Annotated in this window: 26 protein-coding genes; 22 read left to right on the forward strand and 4 right to left on the reverse strand. The window is 45.4% G+C overall.

The window, feature by feature from the left end; all coding sequences use genetic code 11:
* Nucleotides 1-27: 27 nt before the first annotated feature.
* Both AC3CHU_RS12050 and AC3CHU_RS12055 read left to right on the forward strand, forming a co-directional pair.
* Nucleotides 28-1,161, forward strand: a complete 1,134-nt coding sequence (locus tag AC3CHU_RS12050; RefSeq protein WP_017095995.1) for a flagellar assembly protein FlgT — start codon at nucleotides 28-30, stop codon at nucleotides 1,159-1,161.
* 139 nt (nucleotides 1,162-1,300) lie between these two features.
* Entirely contained in the window at nucleotides 1,301-1,807 is a 507-nt protein-coding gene (locus AC3CHU_RS12055; RefSeq protein WP_488524619.1) for a Fe3+-citrate ABC transporter substrate-binding protein, read from the forward strand.
* A gap of 125 nt (nucleotides 1,808-1,932) precedes the next feature.
* Here AC3CHU_RS12055 and AC3CHU_RS12060 read toward each other — a convergent pair whose 3' ends face one another.
* From AC3CHU_RS12060 to AC3CHU_RS12070, 3 genes are read right to left on the reverse strand one after another with little or no spacing between them, the layout of a single operon-like run.
* Nucleotides 1,933-3,174, reverse strand: a complete 1,242-nt coding sequence (locus AC3CHU_RS12060; RefSeq protein WP_488524620.1) for an NAD(P)/FAD-dependent oxidoreductase — start codon at nucleotides 3,172-3,174, stop codon at nucleotides 1,933-1,935.
* A 24-nt stretch (nucleotides 3,175-3,198) separates the two neighbouring features.
* Entirely contained in the window at nucleotides 3,199-4,272 is a 1,074-nt protein-coding gene (locus AC3CHU_RS12065) for a methyltransferase (RefSeq protein ID WP_102363251.1), read from the reverse strand.
* Nucleotides 4,273-4,300: 28 nt separating this feature from the next.
* Entirely contained in the window at nucleotides 4,301-4,690 is a 390-nt protein-coding gene (locus AC3CHU_RS12070; RefSeq protein ID WP_010439254.1) for a hypothetical protein, read from the reverse strand.
* Between the two features lie 93 nt (nucleotides 4,691-4,783).
* Between AC3CHU_RS12070 and AC3CHU_RS12075 the strand changes: the two genes are divergently transcribed.
* The 18 genes from AC3CHU_RS12075 (at nucleotide 4,784) to AC3CHU_RS12160 (ending at nucleotide 20,989) form a co-directional block, all read left to right on the forward strand.
* Nucleotides 4,784-5,512: a beta-ketoacyl synthase chain length factor gene (locus AC3CHU_RS12075; protein WP_016767046.1), complete on the forward strand. Its 729-nt coding sequence runs from the start codon at nucleotides 4,784-4,786 to the stop codon at nucleotides 5,510-5,512.
* Complete coding sequence (locus AC3CHU_RS12080; RefSeq protein WP_016794547.1) at nucleotides 5,509-6,279, forward strand: lysophospholipid acyltransferase family protein; 771 nt, start codon at nucleotides 5,509-5,511, stop codon at nucleotides 6,277-6,279. The genes AC3CHU_RS12075 and AC3CHU_RS12080 overlap by 4 nt, the downstream gene beginning before the upstream one ends.
* Nucleotides 6,280-6,384: 105 nt before the next feature.
* Nucleotides 6,385-6,645, forward strand: a complete 261-nt coding sequence (locus AC3CHU_RS12085; protein WP_004736154.1) for a phosphopantetheine-binding protein — start codon at nucleotides 6,385-6,387, stop codon at nucleotides 6,643-6,645.
* A 10-nt stretch (nucleotides 6,646-6,655) separates the two neighbouring features.
* Nucleotides 6,656-6,913, forward strand: a complete 258-nt coding sequence (locus tag AC3CHU_RS12090) for an acyl carrier protein (RefSeq protein ID WP_004739745.1) — start codon at nucleotides 6,656-6,658, stop codon at nucleotides 6,911-6,913.
* Nucleotides 6,913-7,470, forward strand: coding sequence for a COG4648 family protein (locus AC3CHU_RS12095; protein WP_488524621.1), 558 nt, complete (start codon nucleotides 6,913-6,915; stop codon nucleotides 7,468-7,470). Before AC3CHU_RS12090 ends, AC3CHU_RS12095 begins: the two co-directional genes overlap by 1 nt.
* 6 nt (nucleotides 7,471-7,476) lie before the next feature.
* Nucleotides 7,477-8,865: an AMP-binding protein gene (locus AC3CHU_RS12100; RefSeq protein WP_488524622.1), complete on the forward strand. Its 1,389-nt coding sequence runs from the start codon at nucleotides 7,477-7,479 to the stop codon at nucleotides 8,863-8,865.
* 89 nt (nucleotides 8,866-8,954) lie between these two features.
* A complete protein-coding gene (locus AC3CHU_RS12105) occupies nucleotides 8,955-9,317 on the forward strand; it encodes an ApeI family dehydratase (RefSeq protein ID WP_474355761.1) in 363 nt (120 codons plus the stop codon).
* Nucleotides 9,310-11,151, forward strand: a complete 1,842-nt coding sequence (locus AC3CHU_RS12110) for a glycosyltransferase family 2 protein (RefSeq protein WP_488524623.1) — start codon at nucleotides 9,310-9,312, stop codon at nucleotides 11,149-11,151. The genes AC3CHU_RS12105 and AC3CHU_RS12110 overlap by 8 nt, the downstream gene beginning before the upstream one ends.
* The gene (locus AC3CHU_RS12115) at nucleotides 11,129-12,676 is read left to right on the forward strand and encodes an HAL/PAL/TAL family ammonia-lyase (RefSeq protein ID WP_065104919.1); all 1,548 of its coding nucleotides are present in this window, start codon (nucleotides 11,129-11,131) and stop codon (nucleotides 12,674-12,676) included. Before AC3CHU_RS12110 ends, AC3CHU_RS12115 begins: the two co-directional genes overlap by 23 nt.
* Nucleotides 12,677-12,732: 56 nt before the next feature.
* Entirely contained in the window at nucleotides 12,733-13,263 is a 531-nt protein-coding gene (locus AC3CHU_RS12120; protein ID WP_488524624.1) for an acyl-CoA thioesterase, read from the forward strand.
* Nucleotides 13,250-13,948, forward strand: a complete 699-nt coding sequence (locus AC3CHU_RS12125) for a LolA family protein (protein ID WP_102456943.1) — start codon at nucleotides 13,250-13,252, stop codon at nucleotides 13,946-13,948. The genes AC3CHU_RS12120 and AC3CHU_RS12125 overlap by 14 nt, the downstream gene beginning before the upstream one ends.
* Nucleotides 13,920-16,292 carry an MMPL family transporter gene (locus AC3CHU_RS12130; RefSeq protein ID WP_488524625.1) on the forward strand — a complete coding sequence of 791 codons (2,373 nt, stop codon included), beginning with the start codon at nucleotides 13,920-13,922 and terminating at the stop codon, nucleotides 16,290-16,292. The genes AC3CHU_RS12125 and AC3CHU_RS12130 overlap by 29 nt, the downstream gene beginning before the upstream one ends.
* On the forward strand, nucleotides 16,289-16,912 hold the full coding sequence (locus AC3CHU_RS12135; protein ID WP_488524626.1) for a DUF3261 domain-containing protein: 624 nt from the start codon (nucleotides 16,289-16,291) through the stop codon (nucleotides 16,910-16,912). Before AC3CHU_RS12130 ends, AC3CHU_RS12135 begins: the two co-directional genes overlap by 4 nt.
* A 5-nt stretch (nucleotides 16,913-16,917) precedes the next feature.
* Entirely contained in the window at nucleotides 16,918-18,117 is a 1,200-nt protein-coding gene (locus AC3CHU_RS12140) for a beta-ketoacyl-[acyl-carrier-protein] synthase family protein (RefSeq protein WP_488524627.1), read from the forward strand.
* Nucleotides 18,110-18,574 (forward strand): hotdog family protein, encoded by a 465-nt coding sequence (locus tag AC3CHU_RS12145; protein WP_017106323.1) that lies wholly within the window; start codon nucleotides 18,110-18,112, stop codon nucleotides 18,572-18,574. Before AC3CHU_RS12140 ends, AC3CHU_RS12145 begins: the two co-directional genes overlap by 8 nt.
* Nucleotides 18,571-19,296, forward strand: a complete 726-nt coding sequence (locus AC3CHU_RS12150; RefSeq protein WP_146454418.1) for a 3-ketoacyl-ACP reductase FabG2 — start codon at nucleotides 18,571-18,573, stop codon at nucleotides 19,294-19,296. The genes AC3CHU_RS12145 and AC3CHU_RS12150 overlap by 4 nt, the downstream gene beginning before the upstream one ends.
* Entirely contained in the window at nucleotides 19,293-20,516 is a 1,224-nt protein-coding gene (locus AC3CHU_RS12155) for a beta-ketoacyl-ACP synthase (protein WP_488524628.1), read from the forward strand. Before AC3CHU_RS12150 ends, AC3CHU_RS12155 begins: the two co-directional genes overlap by 4 nt.
* Nucleotides 20,517-20,524: 8 nt before the next feature.
* Nucleotides 20,525-20,989 (forward strand): Sbal_3080 family lipoprotein, encoded by a 465-nt coding sequence (locus AC3CHU_RS12160; protein WP_114633088.1) that lies wholly within the window; start codon nucleotides 20,525-20,527, stop codon nucleotides 20,987-20,989.
* A 151-nt stretch (nucleotides 20,990-21,140) separates the two neighbouring features.
* On the opposite strand, the gene gltX is transcribed toward AC3CHU_RS12160, so the two are convergent.
* The gene (gene gltX, locus AC3CHU_RS12165; protein WP_076668680.1) at nucleotides 21,141-22,568 is read right to left on the reverse strand and encodes a glutamate--tRNA ligase; all 1,428 of its coding nucleotides are present in this window, start codon (nucleotides 22,566-22,568) and stop codon (nucleotides 21,141-21,143) included.
* A gap of 331 nt (nucleotides 22,569-22,899) precedes the next feature.
* On the opposite strand from gltX, the gene AC3CHU_RS12170 reads away from it, so the two are divergent.
* Together AC3CHU_RS12170 and AC3CHU_RS12175 are read left to right on the forward strand one after the other, a co-directional pair.
* A complete protein-coding gene (locus tag AC3CHU_RS12170) occupies nucleotides 22,900-25,683 on the forward strand; it encodes a copper-translocating P-type ATPase (RefSeq protein WP_488524629.1) in 2,784 nt (927 codons plus the stop codon).
* Nucleotides 25,673-26,113 (forward strand): DUF411 domain-containing protein, encoded by a 441-nt coding sequence (locus tag AC3CHU_RS12175; protein WP_488524630.1) that lies wholly within the window; start codon nucleotides 25,673-25,675, stop codon nucleotides 26,111-26,113. The genes AC3CHU_RS12170 and AC3CHU_RS12175 overlap by 11 nt, the downstream gene beginning before the upstream one ends.
* Nucleotides 26,114-26,247 lie beyond the last annotated feature (134 nt).

A 26,247-nucleotide genomic window follows, 5' to 3' on the forward strand; every position in this document is an offset into this window, starting at 1 on the left:
TATTTATACCCAACTGGTAACGAATAGATGAAAAAAATAATTTCTTACTTATTTTCAATAAGTTCACTGATAACCATAAGCTTCAGTGCTCATGCCTCTTGGTATGAAGTTACCGGTACCGCAGCCATCGTATCGTCAGAGGAAACGGCAAGGGTCCATGCTCTGGAAGACGCGGTATATAAAGCAATCCAGTTCTCAGGTGCTGATATTGGTAGTATCTCCAACCTCACGCCCTATCTCGACGCAAACAAGAAAGAGTTTCAATTTACCAATCATGAAGTGCGCTACATCTTGGTAGAAAAAGAGAAAAAACGCAGTGGCAATATAATGGTCACTGCAAGGATCGACATCTACCCTTCGGCAAATGCTTGCCATGAGAGCCAATATAAGAAAACATTTTTGGTCGGCAACATTGATGTGACTTCCCCACAACAAGCTGTAATGGGCAGAATCTATAATATTGGTGATGATTTTAGCCATGTCGTTGACCGACAACTGGCCCAAGAATCTCGTAGCTTTGTTTCTGTTGGTACAACCAATTACGATATCGACAAGCGTCGACCGGAAGTGATCAAAATGATCGCACAAGACACGGGAGCACAGTACATTATCGGCGGTGATATCACCGATTTAACTGCGACCATTGAATCCAAGCTTCTAAAAGACGACATTATAAACCGCCAGTTTGCCTTAGAAATGCAAGTCTTCGATGGCAAAACAGGTCATCAGGTTTATAACCGCAGCTATCGTGAAGTGGCAAAATGGCCTTTTGCTAAGACCAGTGAGGTTGATACGCGCAGTGCTCGTTTCTGGGCATCAACCTACGGCAGTATGATGCTTCGCGTCAGCCGCAATATTATGTTGGACTTGGAATCAGAAGTATCATGTAAAATCACGCTTCCAGAGGTGGCTGCAGTATTTGGTAACACTGTGACCATTGATTTAGGTCGAATGCATGGCGTTCAACAAGGTGACAAACTGCAACTGTGGCACACCGGTTCGTTTATCGACCAACGAGGCTTGCCACGTAATAAGGTCTCTCAAAGCGATATCACACTGACCGTTTCTCGCGTTTATGAGAACGAAGCTGAACTCACGATTGATCAACCTAGCCTTGCTGGAAGCATTCAAATTGGTGATGTAATGCAGAAAATCATGTAGTTAGCGACAAGCTCACTTCATAGTTTCTAATAAAGCCTTAGCACTTTTGTTAAGGCTATATTTTTTTCATGATGATTAGTTTCGGTTTTAACGTATTTGTCGTAACCTTATTAATAACATAATCATCATTTAGCAAACTATGAGCCAGAATAATCTAATTGGTGCGACCGGTTATCGATTTATATCGAAAGGCCAAACCGCTTTTAAAATCCACATCCATACTCCCGAAGATACGGTGTTACATCGTTCTGTCGGTTTTGTTCGTATGGGTGAAGACAAAGCACTAAAGAAAACCATCAAGTTACGAGACGAACTGGGCAGACAGCTTTGGGGCAAGTTTTGGCCCAAAGTCCTCAAAGAGCCCTATCTGATGACGCGCCTACCTCATAGTTTAGAGCCAAAAATTGTATTCAAGCCTAATCCTACCCAGACTGATCCTGAACACCGCGACGAATGCTACATCGCTAAGTGGCGTGTATTCTCAGATAACGGCGACTACAAATACAAAACCAAAGTGTGCTCAATCAGAAAGCATGGACGACTTGCCGCTTATAGCCAAACCAAACGCGCCCTGCTTGATGCCCATAAAGATGTGATTGATCTGTTGATATTTATGGGACGACTGAACAGCATCGACTTGAAGTAGTCTTCACTCGATTGAATTGAAATCCCATATTTTCAGAAACAAAAACAGCCGCATTTGCGGCTGTTTTTGTTTGTAGGTTAGTCACCTTAGCGCTTGAAGATACTCTCACACACTGAATAGACTACCTAGCTTCGGCATATCTCTGCCAGTGTCGCCAATCGACGCTGCGATTCTTTCACGTACGGATTAGTTTGATCCCATGCGTAACCAGCTAAAATCGAGCATACCATTTGCTTAATCTTCAGGTTTGGATCTTGATAGAAAATCACATCCTGCAAAGTACCTGAGTACCACCCCTCAACATACGTTCTAAAAGTGTTTACGCCCACCATCAACGGAGCCGCATAATCGCGCTCCCAATCGACGTTCTCACCATTAAGCTGCTTTTCCACACACTCTACGGCAAACTGGGCCGACTTCATCGCAATCGTAACGCCTGATGAAAATACAGGGTCAAGAAACTCACCGGCATTACCCAGCAGCGCATACTTATCCGTTGCAAGGTGCTTTACGTTGGCAGAATAGCCACCTATTTCACCTGCAGGGTTTGGGTATTCGGCATTTGCTAAAATTTCAGCTAATCCAGGCTCTTCGGTTGCTAATTGCTTAAGAGCGGCAATCTTATCTTCCGGGTATGACTCGAAGAACTTAGGCTCACCGACGACACCAAATGATGAGACGCCGTTGCTAAACGGAATTAACCAGTACCAAACATCAGGATTAGATGGATGCACTGATATGAGAATTTTATTGCGGTCATATTCTAGTTCAGTATCTGCTGCTGAAATATGATCGTTAATGTGCGTGAAAATAGCTTTGCGTGGAGGAAGCGATGACGGCTCTTCCAAGTTAAGCATTTTAGGCAGTACTCGGCCAAAGCCACTGCCATCCAAAACGTACTGAGCTTCGAGCTGATAACGCTCTCCATCAAGAACTTGGACATCTAAAGTCGTGCTGCCTTCGGTGAAATCAATGCCCATCAACTCATGTTGATAATCAATGGTAATACCTTGTGCTTCAGCAGCATCGGCTAACACCTTATCAAAGGCGCCTCGTTGAACTTGAAACGTGGTTCCCGGTCCAGAAGAGAACTTATCTTCAAAATTGAACGCCGTATAAACGTCATTTTTACGGAAAGCCGCGCCATCTTTAAATTGGAAGTTAGCTTCAGCTACTGCTTTGCTCATACCGGCTTGTTCAATCACTTCCATACAAGCAGGTAACAGGCTTTCGCCAATAGAAAAGCGAGGAAAAAGACTCTTTTCAATCACTCGAACATCGATGCCTTTCTTGTGAAGCAAAGACGCGGCAACAGACCCTGATGGTCCAGCTCCGATGATCACCACTTGAGTTGATATTTTCTTCATTTATTTAAGCCATATTTGTTATTTTTATTGCGCGCTAGCTTTCAATTCAAGCAGTGTGTGACCGAGGCCGATATCGTCGGTACGAGTCACCACTTCAAAGCCAGCTTCCTCAACGATTTCTAAGAAATCTTCACTGCGGTAAAAACGGCTGTTACCGTTGGCCAAACAAGTAAAGTAAAGAGAAGTCGCATTTAAACTATAAGACGCCGCATCGTATTTCTGTGCATCCCAAAACAGTTCCAGGATATAGACAGTCGCCTCTTCTGACATATGAGAGCGAACTCGTTTTAATATGCTTAGAATTTCCATTGGCGAGAAGCAGTCAAGGAACTGGCTCATCCACCACACATCCGCACCCGTCGGCAACACTTGTTGTTTGTCGAGCATGTTGGCTGGGAATGGCGTTACTCGGTCTTGATGGCCATGTAGTGTCGCGTTTGCCATTGCCATTTCTAGTTGCTGTGGCAAATCTACAATCGTTATATCAACATCTGAGTCGTGGTTGCAGCACTGCATCGCCCATTTACCCGTATTACCGCCGATATCCACCAGCGACTTAGGTTTCTTGCTGAAGACCTTCTCAAGCAAAACAGAGAACGAACGGTCTGAATAGAAATGATCAAACTTAAACCAGCTCTCTTTTGCTTTTTCTGGCAATTGAGACAAACCTTGGTAAATGGTTTCCCAGTCACCTAGCTCTTTTAAGCCCGCAGGTGTGCCTTCTTCAATCGCTTCCGTTAAATGCATCATCGCGGCGTAACAAACATCAGCCGTGAAGTCCATGTTCGCGTTGGTCATCCCATCGTGCAGAAGGTAGAAACCAAGGTTAGCCATTTTATAGTTAGGTTTGTCCCAAATAACAATATGAGCACTTAACGCCATATCGAGCAGAACTTTTACGCCGTACTCAGATACGCCCGTTATTTCCGAAAGAGTCTCCGCAGGTAAACCACTAATACCCGCGTCATCTAACGATTGCAAGATACCTAAATCACGAAGTGTACGGGCAGTATGAAAAACAATGGGAGCGAAAGACAATTTCTGCGCTTCTGTTTTTGCTTCTAAAGCGTTGAATGGATCTAATTTATATTCCGACACGAAAAACCTAACTTTAAATAATAGAGGATTACTCAGCTGCCATTTGTGCAAGCTTACGTTTAATATCAACGTTTAAGTTATTAACCCAACGGTTGTAATTACGGTGTATTTCACCATCGTCATACTTCAAATTCTCTGATTCAACGTAAAGAATAGAGTAAAATTTGTCACTATAAGGAATTTCAACCACAGCATGGTGTGAGCGAACATACAGCTCTGCACGGATCAAGCCAGGCTTTATCTCTGAAACCAACCAACCTCGGTTCTCAGCTGATTCATAAATAGCTGATTTCACCTGTTTACTTTGAAGATTCAGTGCAACTGGAGTATCCTCAACATTCATTACTGGCTGTACACGTCCGCAGCCTGCAAGAACGAATATGAACAATATTGAAACGGCTATTTTTAGTAATTTCATTTAAATCCCTTACCTGTGTTTATTTATAAGCGCGCATAGTATTTAGTTAGACCCAAAGCAAATCAATACTCTATGTCAAATCAATCCAAATTAATGTCGTTTAATATTGAGAAATGGTCTGCAAATGCGGCCGGTCTTAATTCTGATGCCGAATGGCAAACATGGAGCGCTAATTTAGCTTGGCCAGACAATGGTACAGCTGAATTTAAAGCCATCCCGCCAATGATGCGCCGCCGAATGAGCGTACAAAGCAAGCTTGCTGTCCAAACCGCATTGGTTCTGTTAAAAGACACCTCGATTGATTACCTAGTGTTTGCCAGTCGGCATGGTGAACTGCACCGAACCGCCATCTTAATTCAATCTATATTAGAAGGTGATGATGCCTCGCCAATGGCATTCTCGCAATCAGTACACAACACGGCTGCTGGCCTCACAACGATTGCCGCGAAAGCACCAATTCCACTGACCTCAATAGCGGCCGGACAAGACACCTTCCATAATGCATTGATTGAGGCGTACCTTTACCTCTACCAACATCCATCGCACCGTGTTTTAGTCATTGATTTCGACCAACCTCTGCCAGAGCTCTACCAGGAATATGAGACGCAAAACTACGCAGATTACGCGTTAGGCTTAATTCTCACTGCGGGCGATGACTACTCTATTTATAGAGCAGTAGAAACAAGTCAATCAGTATCCGAGTTGCCACAAGGCCTTCAAACGCTACAACATATCCTTTTGGATACCCAACGTTGGACGATTGCAGGCAAGCACCAAGCTTGGTCGTGGGTCAACAACGTAAAAACTGGAACTCAAGAATGAGTAAGGTCGATCAATATTGGCGAGTATTCGCGACAGGGCTTTGCTTCTCCATCTTTGGTCTAGGAGGCTTAGTTCTCAGCTTCTTGATCTTGCCGTCGATCGCACTCACCACATCTAACACCATTAAAAAAGAGCTTAAAGCTCAACGACTGATTCGCTTTTCATTCAATGCTTTTTGCCAAATAATGAAGTTCACTGGCGCTATTGACTATCGAATTGATGGCGCCGAACTGCTCCGTGAAGATCGCAACTGCATCATCATCGCCAATCACCCAAGTTTGATTGACTACGTGCTGATCGCCTCTCAACTGCCGCAATGCGATTGCCTCGTTAAGGCTGCAATATGGGAAAACCCTTTTATGAAAAGGATCGTCAAAGCGGCGGGATACATACCTAACCAAGCACCTGACGACCTTTTAGAGCGCTGTGAAGAACGTTTTTCACGTGGCAACGTGTTGCTTGTTTTTCCTGAAGGAACTCGCACAACGCCAGGAATTGAACCATCATTACAACGTGGTGCAGCACAAATAGCCACTCGAACGCAAACCGATTTACGCGTGATTCACATTACGGTTTCTCCGACATTCTTAACGAAAGAGAAAAAATGGTATCAAGTTCCTGTTACGAAACCCTTTTTTCATGTCGCGGTGAAAGGTAAAATAGAAGTCGCACCATTTATTGAGAATTCGAACAACTTAACTTCGGCAGCAAGACGCCTTAACCATCATCTTGCACAAAGTATTTTCCCTTCCGAAGAAAGTATTTAGCTCTTCAATAAAACGACGGCGATATCAGCATTTCGAAAATACAACGCATAATGTAGAATCGCCCCCTTGAAGCAGTATTTCAGATAAAGCACTAAGTAGGCCAAAGTGGAAACATTACACAACGAATTAAAACAACTGATCATCGACGCACTGAACCTTGAAGATATGAGCATTGATGAAATTGAAACAGAGGCTCCACTATTTGGCGATGGACTTGGACTGGATTCTATCGACGCCCTTGAGCTTGGTCTTGCTATCAAGAAAAAATATAACATTGTTATCGATGCCGACGATTCAAACACTCGCCAGCACTTTGCTTCGGTTGAAAACCTAGCTAATTACATCTCATCTCAAACGAACAACTAGACAGATCTTTATGACACAAGCTAACCAACAAGAAGTATACAACCAGGTTAAAGATGCGCTGATTGAGCTGTTTGAGCTTGATGCTGAAGATATCACTCCTGAAGCTCACCTTTATCTCGATCTTGACCTAGACAGCATTGATGCCGTTGATCTAGTCGTACATCTACAAAACGTAACGGGTAAAAAGATCAAACCTGAAGAGTTCAAAGCAGTACGCACCGTTAATGACGTTGTAGAGTCTGTGGTTGAACTATTGAAGGACGCATAATGCGTCCTCTGCTGACTTTATTGTCGGCAATCATACTTTTCACTTATCCAATAGCGGTTTACTTTGGGCTCAACAAGTTTGGTCTACAAACCGTTGGCATTGTTCTGGCCGTTATCTTTACTGTACGCATTTTCACTGGTGGTCAGGCTAAAATCAAAGAGCTAAAACACTTAGCTTGGATCAGTGGAAGTGCCGGAATTGTTCTGTTGGTATTAGGGTTAACGTTCAAGCAACATGGTTGGTTAACCTACTATCCCGTTATCGTTAACGTTTGTATGTTGGCTGTATTTGCTACAAGCCTATGGCAACCTCAAACAATTATCGAACGCCTTGCTCGCATCCAAGAGCCTGAACTTCCGCAAAGTGGCGTTGATTACACACGAAAAGTCACCAAAATTTGGTGTCTGTTCTTCGTTATTAATGGCTCAATCGCACTTTACACTTGCTTCCAACCGCTTGAAATATGGACCTTATACAATGGCCTACTCAGCTATTTGTTTGCCGGGTTACTCTTTGCGGGTGAGTGGGTAGTTAGACAGCGCATTCGCCAGAGTTAAATTGTTATGACCCAAACTGTAACCTATGTTTCGTTGTCTGATCTTCTCAGTCAAAATAGATCGCCTGACTCTATTGTTTGCTTTGACGACAATTGCGAGATTACATGGCAAACATTTAACGACGACTTATCTCAACTCGTACACCTTTTATCTCCATTCCCTGTTCAACGAGTCGCGATTTGTACCCAAGACAGCTGCCTATTTTCGGTGGCCTTTTTGGCATGTGCTGTCAGCAAAAAACACATCATCTTACCGGGTAACTATCAACCTTGTGCACTTGCCGAATTGAGTGAACATTTTGACTGCCTGTTAGTTGATGACTCGATTGGTGAAGTTGATGTTAGTAACGTTCGCAATATCCAAAACTTATTGGACTCAAACCCCAAAGCACAACAACCTCTAATCGATAATCTTACGCCCATTGATTTGGCAGCCATCCAATTGACCCTGTTTACTTCAGGTTCAAGTGGTACGCCCAAAGCTATAGACAAAACCTTAGAGCACCTAGATATTGAAATCGCTCAGCTAGACAAAAACTGGGGCGATTTACTTAAGGGCAACAGAGTCCACAGTACGGTCTCACACCAACATATCTATGGTCTGTTGTTCCGAATTTTATGGCCACTTTGTTCTGGTGTTCCATTTGCTCGACACAATCTTGAGTACCCTGAACAAATCCTATCTCACGCTAACAAACAGAGCGTGCTGATCAGTAGCCCTGCGCTACTCAAGCGATTAAAACACGAGACAAAACCTGCACAGCTAGCTGGTGTGTTCTCTTCTGGTGGCCCTTTACCAACCGAATCGGCTCACCAAGCTCTTAACTTGTTAGGACATTTCCCCATCGAGGTTTTTGGTAGCACTGAAACCGGCGGTATCGCATTTCGTCAGCAACAGAGCGCTCAAACACCTTGGCAGCTTTTTGACTGTATTGAGGCTAGTCTCAACAGTGAGAATTGCATTAAGTTATTGTCGCCCTACATCGACAAAAACAACTGGTATCAAACCGCCGATGAGTGCGAAATGGTCTCGAGCAATCAATTCATATTGAAAGGCCGAACCGATCGAGTGATCAAGATAGAAGAAAAACGAGTATCACTGGTTGAAGTCGAAAAACGACTAGAGCAACTCCTTTGGGTCAGTGAATGCGTGGTGATTCCATTTGAAGAACCTGAGCGCTTAATCTTAGCGTCGGTTTTGGTATTATCAGATCAAGGCCAAGCGAAACTCGCAACCATGAGTAAAGGTAAATTCTGGTTGATGCTGCGTTCAGAGTTGAGAAAGTGGTTAGAACCGATCGCCATCCCAAGAAAATATCGTGTTGTTGATGAGATTCCACTCAACAGCCAAGGTAAGCGGTTAACCTCTCACATAGAGCAGCTCGTAAAATCATAGAAATCGCTTATCGTGTTTTACACTGAGACTGTCTTTTTATATTTTTGTCACAACACCCATTTTCAGCCCAAGGATTCTAAGCACACGCTATGGATAAGAGAAAACCAAACATCATTGCTGTTGACACTGCAGAGAAAGAATCGACCCTGACACTCCATATTACTGGAGACATCACCGATTTTAAGGGGCACTTCAAGAGCTTTCCTATTCTTCCTGGTGTTACACAGATTGATTGGGCACTTCACTACGCAGTCCAAGAACTGAGTGTCCCTGGTTTTTTTAAAGGCATGGAAGTCATCAAATTCCAAGAACCGATCCTGCCAGACTCGACCATACAGTTGTCACTCAAGTGGGACGCTGACAAAGACAAACTTAGCTTTAGTTACACCTCAAACAACGGCGAACAGATTCACTCTTCAGGCAAAATGAAGCTGGGAGAGAAAAGTGAATAGCGCTGAGGCTGTTTCTCAACACGCACTTGAAGAAAGCAACTACAAGGCTTGCTTCCTAATACCGTGCTTTAACCACGGTGCAACCATGCCAACTGTGGTCTCATCACTTCTTAATTTCAAACTTCCGATCATTATTGTTGATGATGGCAGTGAACTCGCGACCAAACAGTTTCTGACTCCACTTGCCGATAGCCCAAGCGTGACTTTGGTAACACTTGATCACAACCAAGGCAAAGGCGGCGCGGTAAAAGCGGGCATTAAGCGAGCGCAAGAGCTCGGCTTTAGTCATGCCATTCAGATTGATGCTGATGGGCAACATGACCTAGACGCCCTACCCGCATTAATCCAAGCTTCACAAACTAAGCCCCAGCACCTTATCTCTGGTCAGCCTGTCTATGACGAGAGCGTACCTAAGGCAAGGCTCTACGGACGCTACGCGACACATATCTGGGTATGGATAGAAACCCTATCTCTCTCGATTAAAGACAGCATGTGTGGCTTTAGAGCGTATCCAATCGATAAGACGCAAACCGTACTGAATAAATACGATGTCGGTTCGAGAATGGACTTTGATATCGAGATTCTGGTTCGCCTGTATTGGGAAGGCTGCGATATCGACTTCGTTGAAACGCGTGTTATCTACCCAGAAAATGGTATCTCTCATTTCGATGCACTGTGGGACAACGTAAAAATCAGTTGGATGCACACAAGACTGTTCTTCGGCATGCTGCCGAGAGCACCAAAATTGATTGCTCGTCATTTCAAATCAGATTCCGCCGAGAGTTTATCTGCAGCTAAGAGTTTGCCAGCTGAAAATAGCCAAGGTTCCTCGGCAGATTCAAGACAAGTAAATTCCGAACAAATAGGTCCAGAACAACCCCATTGGTCGCGTACTCAAGAACGCGGCACTGTGCTGGGAATCAAACTGTTATTGGCCGTTTATACCTTGTTAGGCCGAGGCGTATTTAATCTGATTTTACGCGGCGTGATGCGTTACTACCACCTAACGGGCAAACGTGCACGAAACGCCTCAGAACAGTACCTATTTCAGCTTAAGGCATACGCTGAACAACAGAATATTGAGTTACCCGCTGAATTAACCAGTTATAACCATTTGCTCTCGTTTGGCCATACCATGCTAGACAAGTTGGTTGCATGGAAAGGGGATTTTTCGGTCGATAACCTGAGCATTCATGGTCAAGAACAATTTGAGAGCATGGTGGCAAATAAGCAAGGTGTGCTAATCCTAGGTTCTCATCTTGGCAACATCGAACTGTGTCGAGCTTTGGGTCGCAGACACTCGAACATCAAAATCAATGCATTGGTTTTTACCGAGCACGCTGAGCGTTTTAATTCGGTGATGAAAGCGGTCAACCCGCAGTCTGATTTAAACCTGATTCAGGTAACTTCAATGGGGCCTGATACTGCTATCTTGTTGCAACAGAAACTGGAACAAGGTGAGTGGATTGTAATTGTTGGCGATAGAACCTCCACCAGCAAAGAGAGCCGTTCAGTATGGGCTGAGTTCTTGGGTAAGGAAGCGCCCTTCCCTCAAGGGCCATTTATGTTAGCCTCTGTTCTCAAAGCGCCAGTATTTCTATTATTTGGGCTACGTGATGACTCACAATCTAAGCCGCATTTTAATGTCTATTTCGAGCATTTTAGCGACAAGATAGAACTACCCAGAAAAAATCGCGAACAATCTTTACAGCAAGTCGTGCAAAAATACGCAGACCGACTTGAGCACTACACACTGAAAGCACCGCTTCAGTGGTACAACTTTTTTAATTTTTGGACATTGAGCAAGCACCATGACGAAAAAGAATCCAAATAGCATCACCTTTGGTGCCGAACGCCTCACGATCGAGGACGTTGTCGCTATCTCACAAGGCGCAAAAGCCTCGATGAACTCAAGTGAAGCATTCACATCAAAAATCGACCGTGGTGTCGCTTTTTTAGAACGCCTATTGAAAGAAGAAGGCGTGATCTATGGTGTGACAACGGGCTACGGTGACTCATGTACCGTTGCGATTCCGCCAAACCTTGTTGATGAATTACCACTGCATCTAACGCGCTTTCATGGCTGTGGTTTAGGAGAAATATTGTCTCACGAACAATCTCGTGCGGTATTAGCAACACGCCTTTGTTCATTGTCACAAGGTGTATCTGGTGTGACTCATGATTTGCTCAACCAGATCGTTACTCTGATCAACCAAGATATCTCACCACGTATTCCTCAAGAAGGATCGGTGGGTGCCAGTGGCGATTTAACGCCGCTGTCTTACTTAGCGGCAGCACTGATTGGTGAGCGCGATGTTATCTACAAAGGTGAAGTTCGCCCTACTAGTGACGTTTACAAAGAGCTAGGGATTAACCCTATCAAGCTTAAGCCAAAAGAAGGCTTAGCATTGATGAATGGCACGTCAGTAATGACGGCTCTGGCTTGTATCGCCTACAAGCGCGCAGAATACCTAGCTCAGCTGTCGACTAAGATCACGGCAATGGTGTCTGTGGGTATGCAAGGCAACGATTTCCACTTCGATGAAGCCTTGTTCGCAGTGAAACCTCACCCTGGTCAACAACAAGTTGCTGCATGGCTACGCGATGACCTGCAAGCCGATCGCCCGCCACGCAACAGTGATCGCCTACAAGATCGTTATTCACTGCGTTGTGCTCCACATGTTATTGGTGTGGTTCAAGACTCTCTACCTTGGCTACGCCAAATGATTGAGAACGAGCTGAACAGCGCTAACGATAACCCAATTATCGATGGCGACAATGAGCGCGTACTGCACGGTGGACACTTCTACGGTGGCCATATCGCAATGGCAATGGATACACTAAAAACAGCGGTAGCCAACCTTGCAGACCTACTTGACCGTCAAATGGCGCAGTTGATGGACTACAAGTTCAATAACGGTCTGCCATTTAACCTAACAGGCGCAGAAGGCGAACGTAAGCCAATCAACCATGGCTTCAAGGCGGTGCAGATTGGCGTTTCAGCTTGGACAGCAGAGGCATTGAAACACACCATGCCAGCAAGCGTGTTCTCTCGTTCAACAGAGTGTCACAACCAAGACAAAGTCAGCATGGGCACCATTGCGGCTCGTGATTGTCTACGTGTTCTTGAACTGACTGAACAAGTTGCGGCAGCATCTCTTCTGGCGGGTACACAAGCGCTTGAGCTTCGTAAACGCCACAATGAGCTTGATGAGCACCACATGAGTGAAAACCTAAAGCATATTCGCGACGAAGTGCTTAAAGAGTTTGAATTTATCGTAGAAGATCGACCACTTGAAGGCGATCTACGCCACTTCATTGCTCGTATTCAAAGTCAGCACTGGTCACTTTACTCATAGAGTAGCTAACTTCATAAAGTAGCCAACCCTTTACGCAATATTGTTGAGAGTGATTTATGTCTGAAATCCTTCATCCATTACAATCTGAGGTGACTCTGATTACCTCATTCCAAGATGCCGATCCGATGGGCGTGATCTATCACGGTAATTACTTCCGATTTTTTGAAGAAGTAAGGCGCATCATGATGGATAAGATTGAGTACAACTACCATGAGATGAAGGACTCAGGCTACATGTGGCCGATCATCGAAACGCGTGTAAAGTACATTAAGGCGATACCGTTCAATCATCAGATCAAGGTATCGGCTAAGTTGACTGAATGGGAAAACCGCCTGCGTGTTGACTACGAAATTCACGATGCCAACACAGGTGTTCGCATGACACGCGCCCACACAATGCAGGTTGCGGTGACCATTGAAGAACAAGAGATGTGCTTCGCTTCACCGAAAGTGTTTACAGATAAAGTCGAGTACTGGCACCAGTTTGGCTGCTTACCCCAATCAACTGAGCAGCAACCAAGCGACCAACAATCAGACCAACCTCAAGTATCTAACACACAGCAGCAGGTGAAACATGAGTCTGTTTAAACGCAGTCGCAAACACATCAGCATCGCACTACTAGGGCTTGCCTCAATGATGGCGAGTAGTTTTGTTATTGCTAATGAAAGTACAGCTACGGTTGGTTCTATTTCAGATCTGCAAACAGTATTAAGCGCAAACAACATAGTGCGTGGTGAGTTCACCCAAACGCGCAACATGGAAATGTTCGCCCAGCCTCTAACATCACAAGGTACTTTCCTGTTAGACAAGTCGAATGGTTTGCTTTGGACACAAACTACCCCCTTTCCTGTTAGCTTGGTGCTAACCGATAACAAACTGAGCCAAAGGTTTGCCGATCAACCCGCTAAAATCATCACCGACAAAGAAAACCCAATGGCGTTTTATTTCAGCCATATATTCTTATCGGTGTTCCACGGGGATACGCAAAAACTCCAAGAACAATTCTCACTCGACTTTGAGCCTGCAACCACTACAAACACTGATGAAAGTGCAAACGCAAGTTCACAAGACACACGATGGACACTCACTCTAAAGCCGAAAAGTGCTCCGATGAACGCGGTGTTTGAAGCCATTACGCTGCAAGGTAAAAATGATATTGAACGTATTGAGTTGAGAGAGATTCGTGGAGACAGCACGGTGATCGAATTTAGCCAATTAAGCCATCTACCGGAAGTATTATCAGATGCTGAAGCGCAACAATTCCAACTCTAGTCTGGCCCTTGTTTGGCTTGTTATCGTAGTACTATTTAGCGGATTGTTAATCAAACAATTCGCTTTTTCTTCGTCGGTACCGATTGAAAGCAACATTCTAAAGTTACTACCAGAAAACCAGCAAGACCCAATGGTAGAGCAAGCCTTTCAGCAGATATCCAGCTCGATGAGCGAGCAAGTAGTGTTTATCATCAGCGCCCCCGACATCGACCAAGCAATGATTGCGACCGACGCTTTTGAAAAAGCTCTCAACCAAAGAGCTTTTTCAAGTCAGCCAACTCTGTTTCAGCAAGTTCAAGGCAAAATCAGCGCCAGCACCCAAAGCCAATGGAGCGATTTCTACTTTCGTCACCGAGCTCAACTGCTTACCCAACAACAAAAAGAGACGCTGACCCACTCGCCTGATTCACGAGCTCAATATGTGATTCAGTCTCTGTACAATCCGTTCTCAGGCGTCACTGCAGCCGAACTGTCGATGGACCCATTTCTACTATTTCGCGACTACATCAGTGCTGTTGGCGTTCAATCAAGTAACTTTGTTCTGAAAGAGGGGTACCTCACCGCTCAATCTAATGATCAAACTCATATTTTGGTCACGGCGACTCTGGCGGGCTCGCCTTATAGCTTGGCGATTCAAGAACAACTTCCTGATCTTGATTCAATTGAGCGCGAGGTCGAAAAACAGTTTAGCGTCAAAGTGCAGCATACCGGTGTGGTGTTCTACGCAAATTACGGCACCGAAAGCGCGAAATCAGAAATCAGTACCATTGGTTTGGGCTCATTAGCCGGTGTTATTTTATTGGTGTGGTTGACGTTTCGTAGTGCCCTACCACTTGCCTTATCCTTGCTTTCCATCAGCACTGGGTTGTTGGTTGCTCTTGCAAGCACCGTCGCTATCTTCGGCAAGGTTCACCTATTTAGTTTGGTGTTCGGTGCCAGCTTAATTGGCGTGTCCATCGATTACTCCTTTCATTACCTGACTGACCGTTTGGCGGCTGGTAACCAATGGCAAAGCGACAAAGGGTTGAAACATATTATCGTTGCGATCACCTTGGGGCTGATCACCAGCTTGATTGGCTACCTAGGTCTGTTGGTGGCACCTTTCCCGGGTTTACAGCAACTTGCTCTGTTTTCGTCGATTGGGCTTATTGCGGCTTACGCCAGCGTGGTGTGTTGGTACCCAGTTTTAGCTGCAAAACCAAGCCAAGAACGCCCGCTTCCCTTGTCGAAGCTTTGGCATACTTGGTTAAGTCTCTGGAGCAACCAAAAGTTTAGAATTGGCTTACCATTAATAGTGACTGTCGTTAGCTTGATATCACTCAGTCAAATTCGCTACGACGACGATATTCGCCAACTTCAAGCGATGCCTGATCAACTCAAACAGCAAGAGCAAGCCATTACTGATATATCAGGATTAGGCAGTGGCCAAAATATGCTGCTGGTGACCGCTAAGAGCGATCAAAAGCTACTCAAAAAACTGGCAGAAATCACCGCGAGCTTAGACTCTTTAATCGATAGCCAAGGTATCTCAGGATATCGCAGCATCAATCAACAGTTGTTAAGTAAACAAGACCAGCATGATAACTATCAATTGGTTGAACAACTCTATCGCCAGCAAAGCCATATCTTACAGAACACGCTTGGTTGGCCTAGCTTTCCAGAATTACCTAAGTTCGAAGCAATCACGGTATCTGGATTTTTAGAATCACCGGTGTCAGAACCTGTTCGACCACTTTGGTTAAAACCTATCGATGGACAAGCGGCGTCAGTCATTTTGATCAAAGACGTTACAAACTCAGCACTGTTCTCTCAATGGCTCGATTCAAGCTTTGCTCAGCAACAAGGTGTTAAATACCTTAATAAAGCCGATGAAATCTCCGCACTCTTTGCGGAATACAGAGTCAAGATCACCGAGCTATTATTGATAGCTTTGGCCGCTATTGGGATGGTTTTAGGTTGGCGCTACGGTGTGAAGCAAAGCCTATTAATGCTGTTGCCTTCATTGATTGCCGGAGTCGCAGGTTTAGCGGTCACGGGCATTTTAGGCTCGACACTGAATCTGTTTAATCTGCTTGGACTAATTCTAATTTTAGGAATTGGTATCGACTATACCCTGTTCTTTGCTGAGCAGAAGAAATCCCTGAGTACCCTATTGGCGATTACTTTGTCAGGCCTCACGACGCTACTTTCATTTGGCTTATTGTCACTGAGTCAGACTCATGCCATTCATAGCTTCGGTGTTACCGTCCTAACGGGTATTTTCGTCGCGTGGTTGCTTTCTCCACTTGCAATCAACAACGAACAAGCAGCGGAAAAATCAAACTCTCGAGAGGCTTTTAGATGAACAAAACAATCAAGGTAGCGCTAGCCGTTGGATTGAGCTTATTACTCAGCGCTTGTTCGATGGTGTCTCAACAGCCTACAGGTGCAAGTGTCGCAATCGACAAAGACACCGAGCTAGCCTTGCCGCTGCCTGCTGAACTGGGATACTCATTTACGGCGAGCCAACTGATCAGCGCAACATGGCAAGACGATACGCAGCAACTTCCTGTTCAAGTCGAAGTGACAGCGGATAAAGTGGTTTTGGCGGGGTTTTCTTCTTGGGGTACTCGCATCCTATCGCTGCAATATCAAAATCAAGTGATTGATACGCAGGTTTTGTCTGGGCTTGGCGCAACTTTGCCACAACCTGAACAGGTGCTATTTAATTTGATGCTGACCTTATGGCCGACTGAAGCCTGGACTCAGCCTTTGCAAAACATAAGTTGGCATCTAGTCGATACTGACAATACAAGAACCGTGTTTGACGACGACCAACAAGCCATTATTCGTATAGAGTATCAAGCAAAAGCTAATGAGCCGAAGCTCTCTGGAGACATTGTTTTCAAGCATTTGATTCAAGGCTACACCATCACTATACAAACGTTGAACTCAACGATTGTCGATAACCCAAGTAAGAGCTAAACATCATGCCTATTTATATCCAAGACTGTGGTTTCCACTCCGCATTAGGCTCAAGCGTTGCTGACATTCATGGCTGCCTCAAAGATACACGCGAATCAAACATGGTTGAAGTAAGCGATATGCTGAATGATGGTAAGCACACTATCGTGGGTAAGGTCGCAGGCGAACTGCCAGAGGTTCCATCCAATCTCGCACAATACGCCACTCGTAACAATCAACTGGCGTTATCAGCTCTAAATCAAATCCAAGACTCTATCGAGCAAGCAAAATCACAATTTGGCGCAGATAGAATTGCTGTTGTTATCGGCACAAGCACCTCGGGGATTTCTGATGGTGAAGCCGCTTTCAAACATAAATTGGCAAACGGTGAGTTTCCTGAGCATTATCACTACTCCAAACAGGAGCTAGGGAATCCCTCTGAGTTTGTTAGTCAATATTGCTCATTAACAGGGCCAAACTACGCAATCTCGACCGCCTGCTCATCAAGCGGCCGTGTTTTTCTTACCGCTCAACGCTTGTTAGATTCTGGAATGGCTGATGCTGTGTTGGTTGGAGGTGTCGACACCTTATGTAAGCTGACGCTCAATGGTTTTCATGGTCTTGAAGCACTTTCAAGCACACATTGTCAGCCGTTTAGCGCCTCTCGAGATGGCATCAACATCGGAGAAGCGGCAGCATTTATGTTGCTCAGCAAAACAAAACTGAATGTTGCTAATACAAACCAGAATATACCTAGCATTGCCTTGTTAGGCTGTGGCGATAGCTCTGACGCACATCATATTTCAGCGCCCCATCCAGAAGGGAACGGCGCAGAACAAGCGATGAGAAAGGCGTTAAAATCTGCACAGTTACAAGCAGAAGATATCGGTTATATCAATGCTCATGGCACCGCAACTCCACTCAATGATTCAATGGAAAGCAAAGCCATTCATCGTATTTTTGCAAACAAGGTTCCCGTCAGTTCCACCAAGCCTCTCACCGGGCATACTCTTGGAGCCGCAAGTGCGATAGAGGCTGCAATAGCATGGCATATTTTAAAATATGACTTACCGCTTCCCTTACAAAAATGTCAGGATAAAGCTGAAGATATTGAGATTGATTTGGTAAACTGTTCCCAGAAACTTAAAGTAAAGAACATCTTAAGCAACTCGTTCGCTTTTGGTGGCAACAACATTAGCCTGATCTTTGGTGTAGTAAATGACTGATATCCCTTCTGTAGACCAACTTCTTCCACACGATGATCCGATGATATTAATCGATCGTGCTATCAATGTAGAGGCGTTGTCGATTCACTGTCAGGTCGATATTGGTGCTCATAACCTGTTCTTTAATGCCGAATCTCAAACCGTACCGGCTTATGTCGGTATCGAATTTATGGCGCAATCTGTGGCTGCATGGTCTGGATACCATGCGCTGAAAAACGGCACGACTCCTCCAATCGGCTTCTTACTTGGTTCTCGTCGCTACAAGTCACTATGTGATGAGTTCACTCAAGGTCAGACACTTGATATCTACGCCGAGCAACTGATGGAAGACAGTGGCATGGCCGTGTTTACCGCCCGAGTCGAAGACCAAGGTGAGTTAGTGGCTCAATGTCAACTCAACGTCTACGTGCCGACCGAACAAAAATTACAAGAAATGAAAACTAGGAGCCCATCATGAGCCGTCAGGTTTTAGTCACAGGTGCCAGCAAAGGCATTGGTAAAGCGATCGCTATTCAACTCGCGAAAGACGGTTTTGAAATCGCCGTTCACTACATGGGTGACAAGCAAGGTGCTGAAGACACATTAAAGTCGATCACCGAGCTCGGTGGCGCAGGACGTCTGATCCGATTTGATATCAGCAATCGCAGCGAATGTCGCGAAAAGCTTGAGTCAGATATTGCCGAACACGGCGCTTATTATGGTGTTGTAAATAATGCCGGTATTACTCGTGACACAGCATTCCCAGCCATGACTGAAGAAGAGTGGGATGGTGTTATCCATACCAACCTCGACAGCTTCTACAACGTACTTCACCCGTGCGTGATGCCAATGGTTCAAAAACGCAAAGGCGGTCGAATCGTTACTCTGGCGTCGGTATCTGGCATCATGGGCAACCGCGGTCAAACCAACTATGCTGCAGCAAAAGCCGGCGTGATTGGCGCGACTAAGTCTCTAGCTTTAGAGCTAGCGAAACGCAAGATCACGGTAAACTGTGTCGCTCCAGGTTTAATTGATACCGGTATGGTTGACGAACACGTGAAAGATCATGCCCTTCCTCAAGTGCCACTGCGCCGAATGGGCGAGCCAGAAGAAGTAGCAGGCCTAGTCAGCTACCTAATGTCTGATATTGCAGGCTACGTCACTCGCCAAGTAATTTCAGTTAATGGAGGCCTAGTATGACCCGCCGCGTTGTTGTAACAGGCATGTCTGGTGTTACTGCCTTTGGTAATGATTGGCAGCACATCGAGCCAAAACTGAAAGCTTGTGAAAATGCCACTCAATATATGCCAAGCTTTGAGCAGTATGATGGCCTCAACACTAAGCTAGCTGCGCCTATTGATGACTTCCAGTTACCAAAACACTACAAACGTAAACAGGTTCGAGGCATGGGCCGGGTTTCTCGCTTAGCCACTGTCGCGACTGAAGGTGCTTTAACACAAGCAGGGTTGATTGGACATGATGTTTTGACTAACGGCGAAACAGGCATTGCCTACGGCTCTTCAACTGGCAGTACCGATGCAGTTGGCGCATTCGGTGTAATGCTTAACGAGAAATCGACACGAGCAATCACAGCAACTACCTATGTTCAAATGATGCCACACACTGCTGCGGTCAACGTTGGACTGTTCTTTGGCTTGCGCGGACGCGTGATTCCCACCAGCAGTGCCTGCACTTCAGGGAGCCAAGCGATTGGTTACGCTTATGAAGCGATCAAACACGGCTACCAAACCGTGATGGTTGCTGGTGGTGGTGAAGAACTATGCCCAACTGAGTCTGCCGTTTTCGATACCCTTTTTGCTACCAGTTTAAAAAACGACACACCAGAAAAATCCCCTAGCCCTTACGACAGTGAGCGCGATGGTCTAGTCATCGGTGAAGGCGCAGGTACGCTTGTGCTCGAAGAGTATGAACATGCCGTCGCTCGCGGCGCAAAGATCTACGCTGAGATTGTCGGCTTTGCCAGCAACTGCGATGCAGCTCATGTGACCCAACCTCAGATGGAAACCATGCAAATCTGTATGGAAAAAGCTCTAAAGGATGCTCAACTTCCAGCTGAGAAGATTGGTTATGTTTCAGCACATGGCACTGCGACTGAAAAAGGCGATATTGCAGAAAGTAACGCAACCGCGAATATCTTTGGCGAAGTGCCAATCAGTTCATTAAAAAGCTACTTTGGTCATACGCTTGGCGCATGTGGTGCGATTGAAGCTTGGTTAAGCCTAGAGATGATGCATTCAGGCTGGTTCAGTCCAACATTGAACCTTGAAAACATTGACGAACGCTGCGGTAAACTTGATTACATCACGGGCTCAGGCCGCGAACTGGATGTTGAATACCTAATGAGCAACAACTTTGCCTTTGGCGGGATCAACACTTCCATCATCTTCAAAAAAATCTAGGATAGATAATGAAAAACTGGCTAGCTCTTGCTGTTGTCTTTTTACTCGCAGGTTGCAGTGCTCCGAAGTATTCGGGCAATGCACTTCCTGAAGCAAACAACATCGAAAATATCACGATCGTGGAAGATGTAAAAACACGCAGCATTTTCCTCGATTCTATGCTTGATTGGTGTCTGAATAATCAGGTTAAATGTAAAGTGGTTGCCGACGGTTCAGAACATAATCCAGAGGACATTACGCTTGATTATGTCTCTCGCTGGAGCTGGGATTTCAGAACCTTTGTGGCGGATGCTAAGATCTCAGCTTATCAAGATCAACAACGCATAGGCAACGTTGAGTTTAAAGCACCGAATAGCGGAAATTTATCAAAGTTTGGCGACGATATGGAACGCATCAAAGCGATGATGGATATCTTGTTCGATAAGAAAACAGCGGCTCAAGCGACCCAAATGATTGCTGACGACAAGCTATAACGAATCCAGTTCTGATCAGCAGAATTCGGATCGACAAAGCTCTAATCGAAAAAGCGCTAATCGGCAAAGCTCTAAGCGACGAAGCTCAAGACAAATAAAAAGGGTCAGTAACCAAGTTGCTGACCCTTTTTTGAATCTAGCAATCGCTCAATTAAGCGTTAGCTTCACGCTCAGCGATGAACTCAAGAGCCATCTTGATGCGAGCGATTACGCGCTCTTTACCAACAAGCTCCATCACAGCATCAACAGAAGGAGACTGACCGCCACCTGTTACTGCTACGCGAAGTGGCATACCGATTTTACCCATGCCGATCTCTAGCTCTTCACAAACCGCTGCGATCACACCGTCTTTGATGTTTACAGTAGTGAAATCTTCAAGTGCTTCAACCTTCGCAAGAGCAAGTTCTAGTGGGCCTTTAGCAACACCACGTAGGTGCTTCTTAGCTGCGCCAGCTTCAAACTCAGAGAAGTCTTCGTAGAAGTAACGAGACTGCTCAGCAAGTTCGATAAGTGTGTTACAACGCTCGCCAACTAGCTTGATCACTTCAGTGATCGCTGGGCCGTTTGTTGTATCGATCTTCTGTGCGTCTAGGTGCCATTGCAGGTATTTTGCAACGTACTCAGGCTCAGAAGTCTTGATGTAGTGGTTGTTCAACCAAAGCAGCTTTTCAGTGTTGAATGCAGATGCAGACTTGCTGATTGCTTTAAGGCTGAAGAACTCAATCATCTCTTCTTGAGAGAAGATCTCTTGGTCACCGTGAGACCAACCTAAACGAACTAGGTAGTTGTTCAGTGCATTTGGTAGGTAACCTTCATCGCGGTATTGCATTACAGAAACAGCACCGTGACGCTTAGAAAGCTTCGCACCGTCATCACCAAGAATCATTGCACAGTGAGCGAAAGTTGGAACTGGCGCGCCTAGTGCTTCGTAGATGTTGATTTGACGAGGTGTGTTGTTGATGTGGTCTTCACCACGAACAACGTGTGTAATACCCATATCCCAGTCATCCACTACCACTACGAAGTTGTAAGTTGGAGCACCGTCTGTACGACGAATGATTAGGTCATCAAGTTGGCTGTTAGAAATTTCAATGCGACCACGAATTTGGTCATCAAATACTACGCTGCCTTCTTTAGGGTTACGGAAACGGATAACGCACGCATCACCTTCTTTTGCTGCTTCGTTTGCTGCAACAATTTTAGGGTGGTTCGCATCGTAACGAGCCATTTCTTTGTTTTCTTCTTGCTCTGTACGAATTTCGTCAAGCAGCTCTTTAGACGCGTAGCATTTGAATGCTTTGTCTTCAGCAAGTAGCTTATCAACCATTTCGTTGTAACGGTCAAAACGCTTAGATTGGTAGTAAGGACCTTCATCCCATTCCATACCCATCCATTGCATGCCTTCTAGAATTGCATCAACCGCTTCTTGAGAGTTACGCTCAAGGTCCGTGTCTTCGATACGTAGAACGAATTCACCACCTTGGTTCTTAGCGAATAGCCAAGAGTAAAGTGCAGTACGTGCACCACCAACGTGAAGATAGCCAGTTGGGCTAGGAGCAAAACGAGTTTTAACCGTCATTTAAATACCTTGATTATGTAGGTGATTCTTTTAGTGGGGTCTAATACAAAGTCTGTAATAGCCAAATATCACTAAATTTTGGGCGCTATTTTATCACCACCGCTTAAATCTACAATCAGTAGTGAATGATTAATGCGCGGATCTTGTGCGAAAGCCACTGTAGAAAGGCCAAATTCAGCTTCGATGTAGCAAATCTATAGCCTGAGCCCATAAATTATAGCCACGCTTTTCTTTAGCTCCCGCTTATTTCACCAACGTACCCCACTCATTCACATGCCACTAAGATCAAATTCTTGAATTTATGTTTGACCTTACCCTTACGGGAAGGTTTATGTTAGGCGTAGATGAGAATTGGAGTATCGATATGAACCATTACACAACCGCGCTCAACGGCCTAAATTGCATGGGTTGTGCGAAGAAAGTTCGCACACTGTTTGGCGAACTCGACAATACGACGATCAATGATATATCGCCGACCCACATCGATATTTCGACTCCAATTAATTACGTTCAACTCAACGAACAGTTAGCGACGCTTGGTTATAGCATGGGCAATAAACTGCACCTTTCGTTATCCGGTCTTAGCTGCGGTAAGTGCGTGAACAAGCTGACACAAGCACTTGAACAAACCGAGCAAACCTCAGACCTAGAAATCAGCAAACATGAATTGTCGTTGGTTACTCTGCTTTCAGAATCCGAGCTTATTGAGTTGATCGAAAGCGTGGGTTATCACGCGGCTTCCTACTCTGAAGTTAATGAGCCTTTATCTAATTCAGATTCAGAAGACGATAAAAAAACAGCGCCAGTGGAGCCGACACCAAATAAACCTGCTGCTAGCCAATATACCTATCACCTTGTTCTTGAGGGAATGACGTGTGCGAGTTGTGTTTCTTCGGTAGAGAAGGCACTGAAAAAGAATGAGTTCGTCGACCAAGCTCAGATCAACCTCGCTGAACAGACAGCCTTGGTTTTCACCTCTAAAACACGGGACGTCATCGAAAGCGCGCTAATAGAATCGGTAAAAACCGCAGGTTATAGTGCCGAGTTCGTTGATGACGCGGCGACTCAACAGCAAAAACAGCAAGAACAACAACTTCGTACCCAAAAAGCTTTCCTAAAGAATTCAGTAAGCGCGCTGGTTATCGGAGCTCCGCTGATGGCGTGGGGTCTGTTCGGTGGCAGCATGACCATTGTTACATTTAACGACCAATTGGCTTGGGGATTGGTTGGTGTGGTCTGTTTGATACTGCTTGCGACCTCGGGACGCAGCTTCTTCACGAATGCTTGGCAGTCTCTCATGCATAAGCGTGCGACCATGGATACCTTGGTCGCTTTAGGCACGGGTGCAGCATGGTTCTATTCAATGCTGGTTGTACTGATTCCATCATGGTTCCCAGAACCATCGCGTCATGTCTATTTTGAAGCAAGTGCAATGATTATCGGCCTTATCTCTTTAGGACACTACATTGAAGCCAAAGCCAAAGCACGCACCACCAAATCTTTACAGGCACTGATTAACTTACAGCCTCAAAAAGCCGTGGTTATCGTCGATGGTAAAGAACAGACCATCGCCGTCGAAGCCATTCAAGTCGGTATGCAAGTGCGTGTAAAACCGGGAGAAAAAGTCCCTGTCGATGGCGTTGTGGTTTCGGGTGAATCCTACATCGATGAATCAATGCTGACCGGCGAACCGCTTCCCAACGTTAAATCGATTAATGATGGCGTTTCAGCAGGTACCATTAATGGTGATGGCAGCTTAGTGATTAAAGCGACTGGAATTGGCTCAAGCACCATGCTGGCTCGAATCATTCAGATGGTTCGCCAAGCACAAAGCAGCAAACCTGCGATTGCTAAGCTTGCCGATTCTATCTCGGCCGTGTTCGTACCTGTTGTGGTCGCAATCGCCGCCATTGCCGCCTTAGTTTGGTTTCTTGTTGGCCCGCAACCTAGTGCAAGTTACATGCTCGTGGTATCAACCACTGTACTGATTATCGCCTGTCCATGTGCGTTAGGCCTAGCAACGCCACTGTCGATTACTGTTGGCGTGGGTAAAGCCGCTGAGTTTGGCGTTCTTATTAAAGATGCGGATGTATTGCAGTCTGCCAGCAAGATCGATGCTGTTGTGTTTGATAAAACAGGTACGTTGACCCAAGGCAAACCAACCGTTCAACAGGCCTTTTACTCTAATCTAACGGAGCAAGAGTTACTGGCTTATGCTTATTCAGTAGAAGTGGGATCTGAGCACCCACTCGCCAAAGCCGTTTGCCAATATGCAGAGAGCCTACAAGTTTCAGCACTACCTCATAGCGAGTTCGAAAACCAACGAGGGCTTGGCGTACAGGCAACAATTAACGGCAAGAACGTGCAAGTTGGCTCGCTTAAATACCTAACCCAGTTAGGCATCAATACTGAGATTGGCGCGGATTTTATCGAACTTTGCCGCTCGCAAGCGTGGACGCCTATTTTCATTGTGATTGACCAAAAACTGGAAGGCATATTGGGCATTTCAGACGCGTTAAAAATAGATAGCAAACAGGCGATAGCTCAACTAAAATCCGCCGGAATTCACACTGTGCTATTAACGGGTGACAATGACTCTGTGGCTCAAGCAATAGGTAAAGACGTCGGTATCGACGAGGTTATCTCGGAAGTGCTTCCAGAGCAGAAAGCTCAACATATTGTTCAGCTGCAACAGCAATATAAGAGTGTTGCTATGGTCGGAGACGGTATTAACGATGCACCAGCTCTTGCTCAAGCAGATATAGGAATCGCAATGGGCAGTGGCAGTGATGTCGCGATTGAAAGTGCGCAAATGACGCTACTCAACTCATCGCCATTATCAGTAAGCAACGCGATCGAGCTATCTCAAGCGACCGTGAGAAACATGAAGCAAAACCTGTTTGGTGCCTTCATCTATAACTCCCTTGGTATTCCTATCGCAGCCGGTGTGCTCTACCCATTTTTCGGATTTCTGCTTAGCCCTGTCGTTGCAGGCGCTGCGATGGCGATGTCGTCAATCACGGTAGTAAGCAATGCCAACAGATTAAGACTTTTCAAACCCACACATTCTAATATCAACAAAAACCATATTCATGAGGTTAACCATGATTCGTAAAATTATGACTCTTACAGCACTCGCTGCAATTTCAGGACAAGCTCTCGCGACTGATGTTCGAAACCATAAGTCTCCATACTGTGGCTGCTGCACAGAATGGACAGAACATATGCGAGATGCTGGGTTCGATGTTACAGAGAAGCTCCACGATGATATGAATCCAATAAAGCAGAAGTTAGGGGTAACGCAAAAACTAGCCTCTTGCCACACTGCAGAGATCGACGGTTACGTATTTGAAGGGCACATTCCAGCAGAGGACGTGAAAGCCTTTTTAGAAAATCCACCACGTAATGCGATTGGCTTAGCGGTTCCAGGCATGCCAATGGGCTCTCCGGGCATGGAATATGGCGATAAGAAAGACGAGTATTCTGTGTATGCGTTTAATGAAGAAGGTCAGGTGTTTGAGTACCGTCATTACAACGGAAAATAAAGCTTAACTAGACCAACGCCAAGCAATTAAAAGAAGTCATAAAAATAGAGCCTAGCATGAGTAAACCCAAGACTGTGGTTTACTTGCTAGGCTCTTTGCTTTTGGACAGTAAAGCAAATCTTGTCGCGGTACCA

This window comes from Vibrio sp. QJM3NY_39, assembly GCF_057785895.1.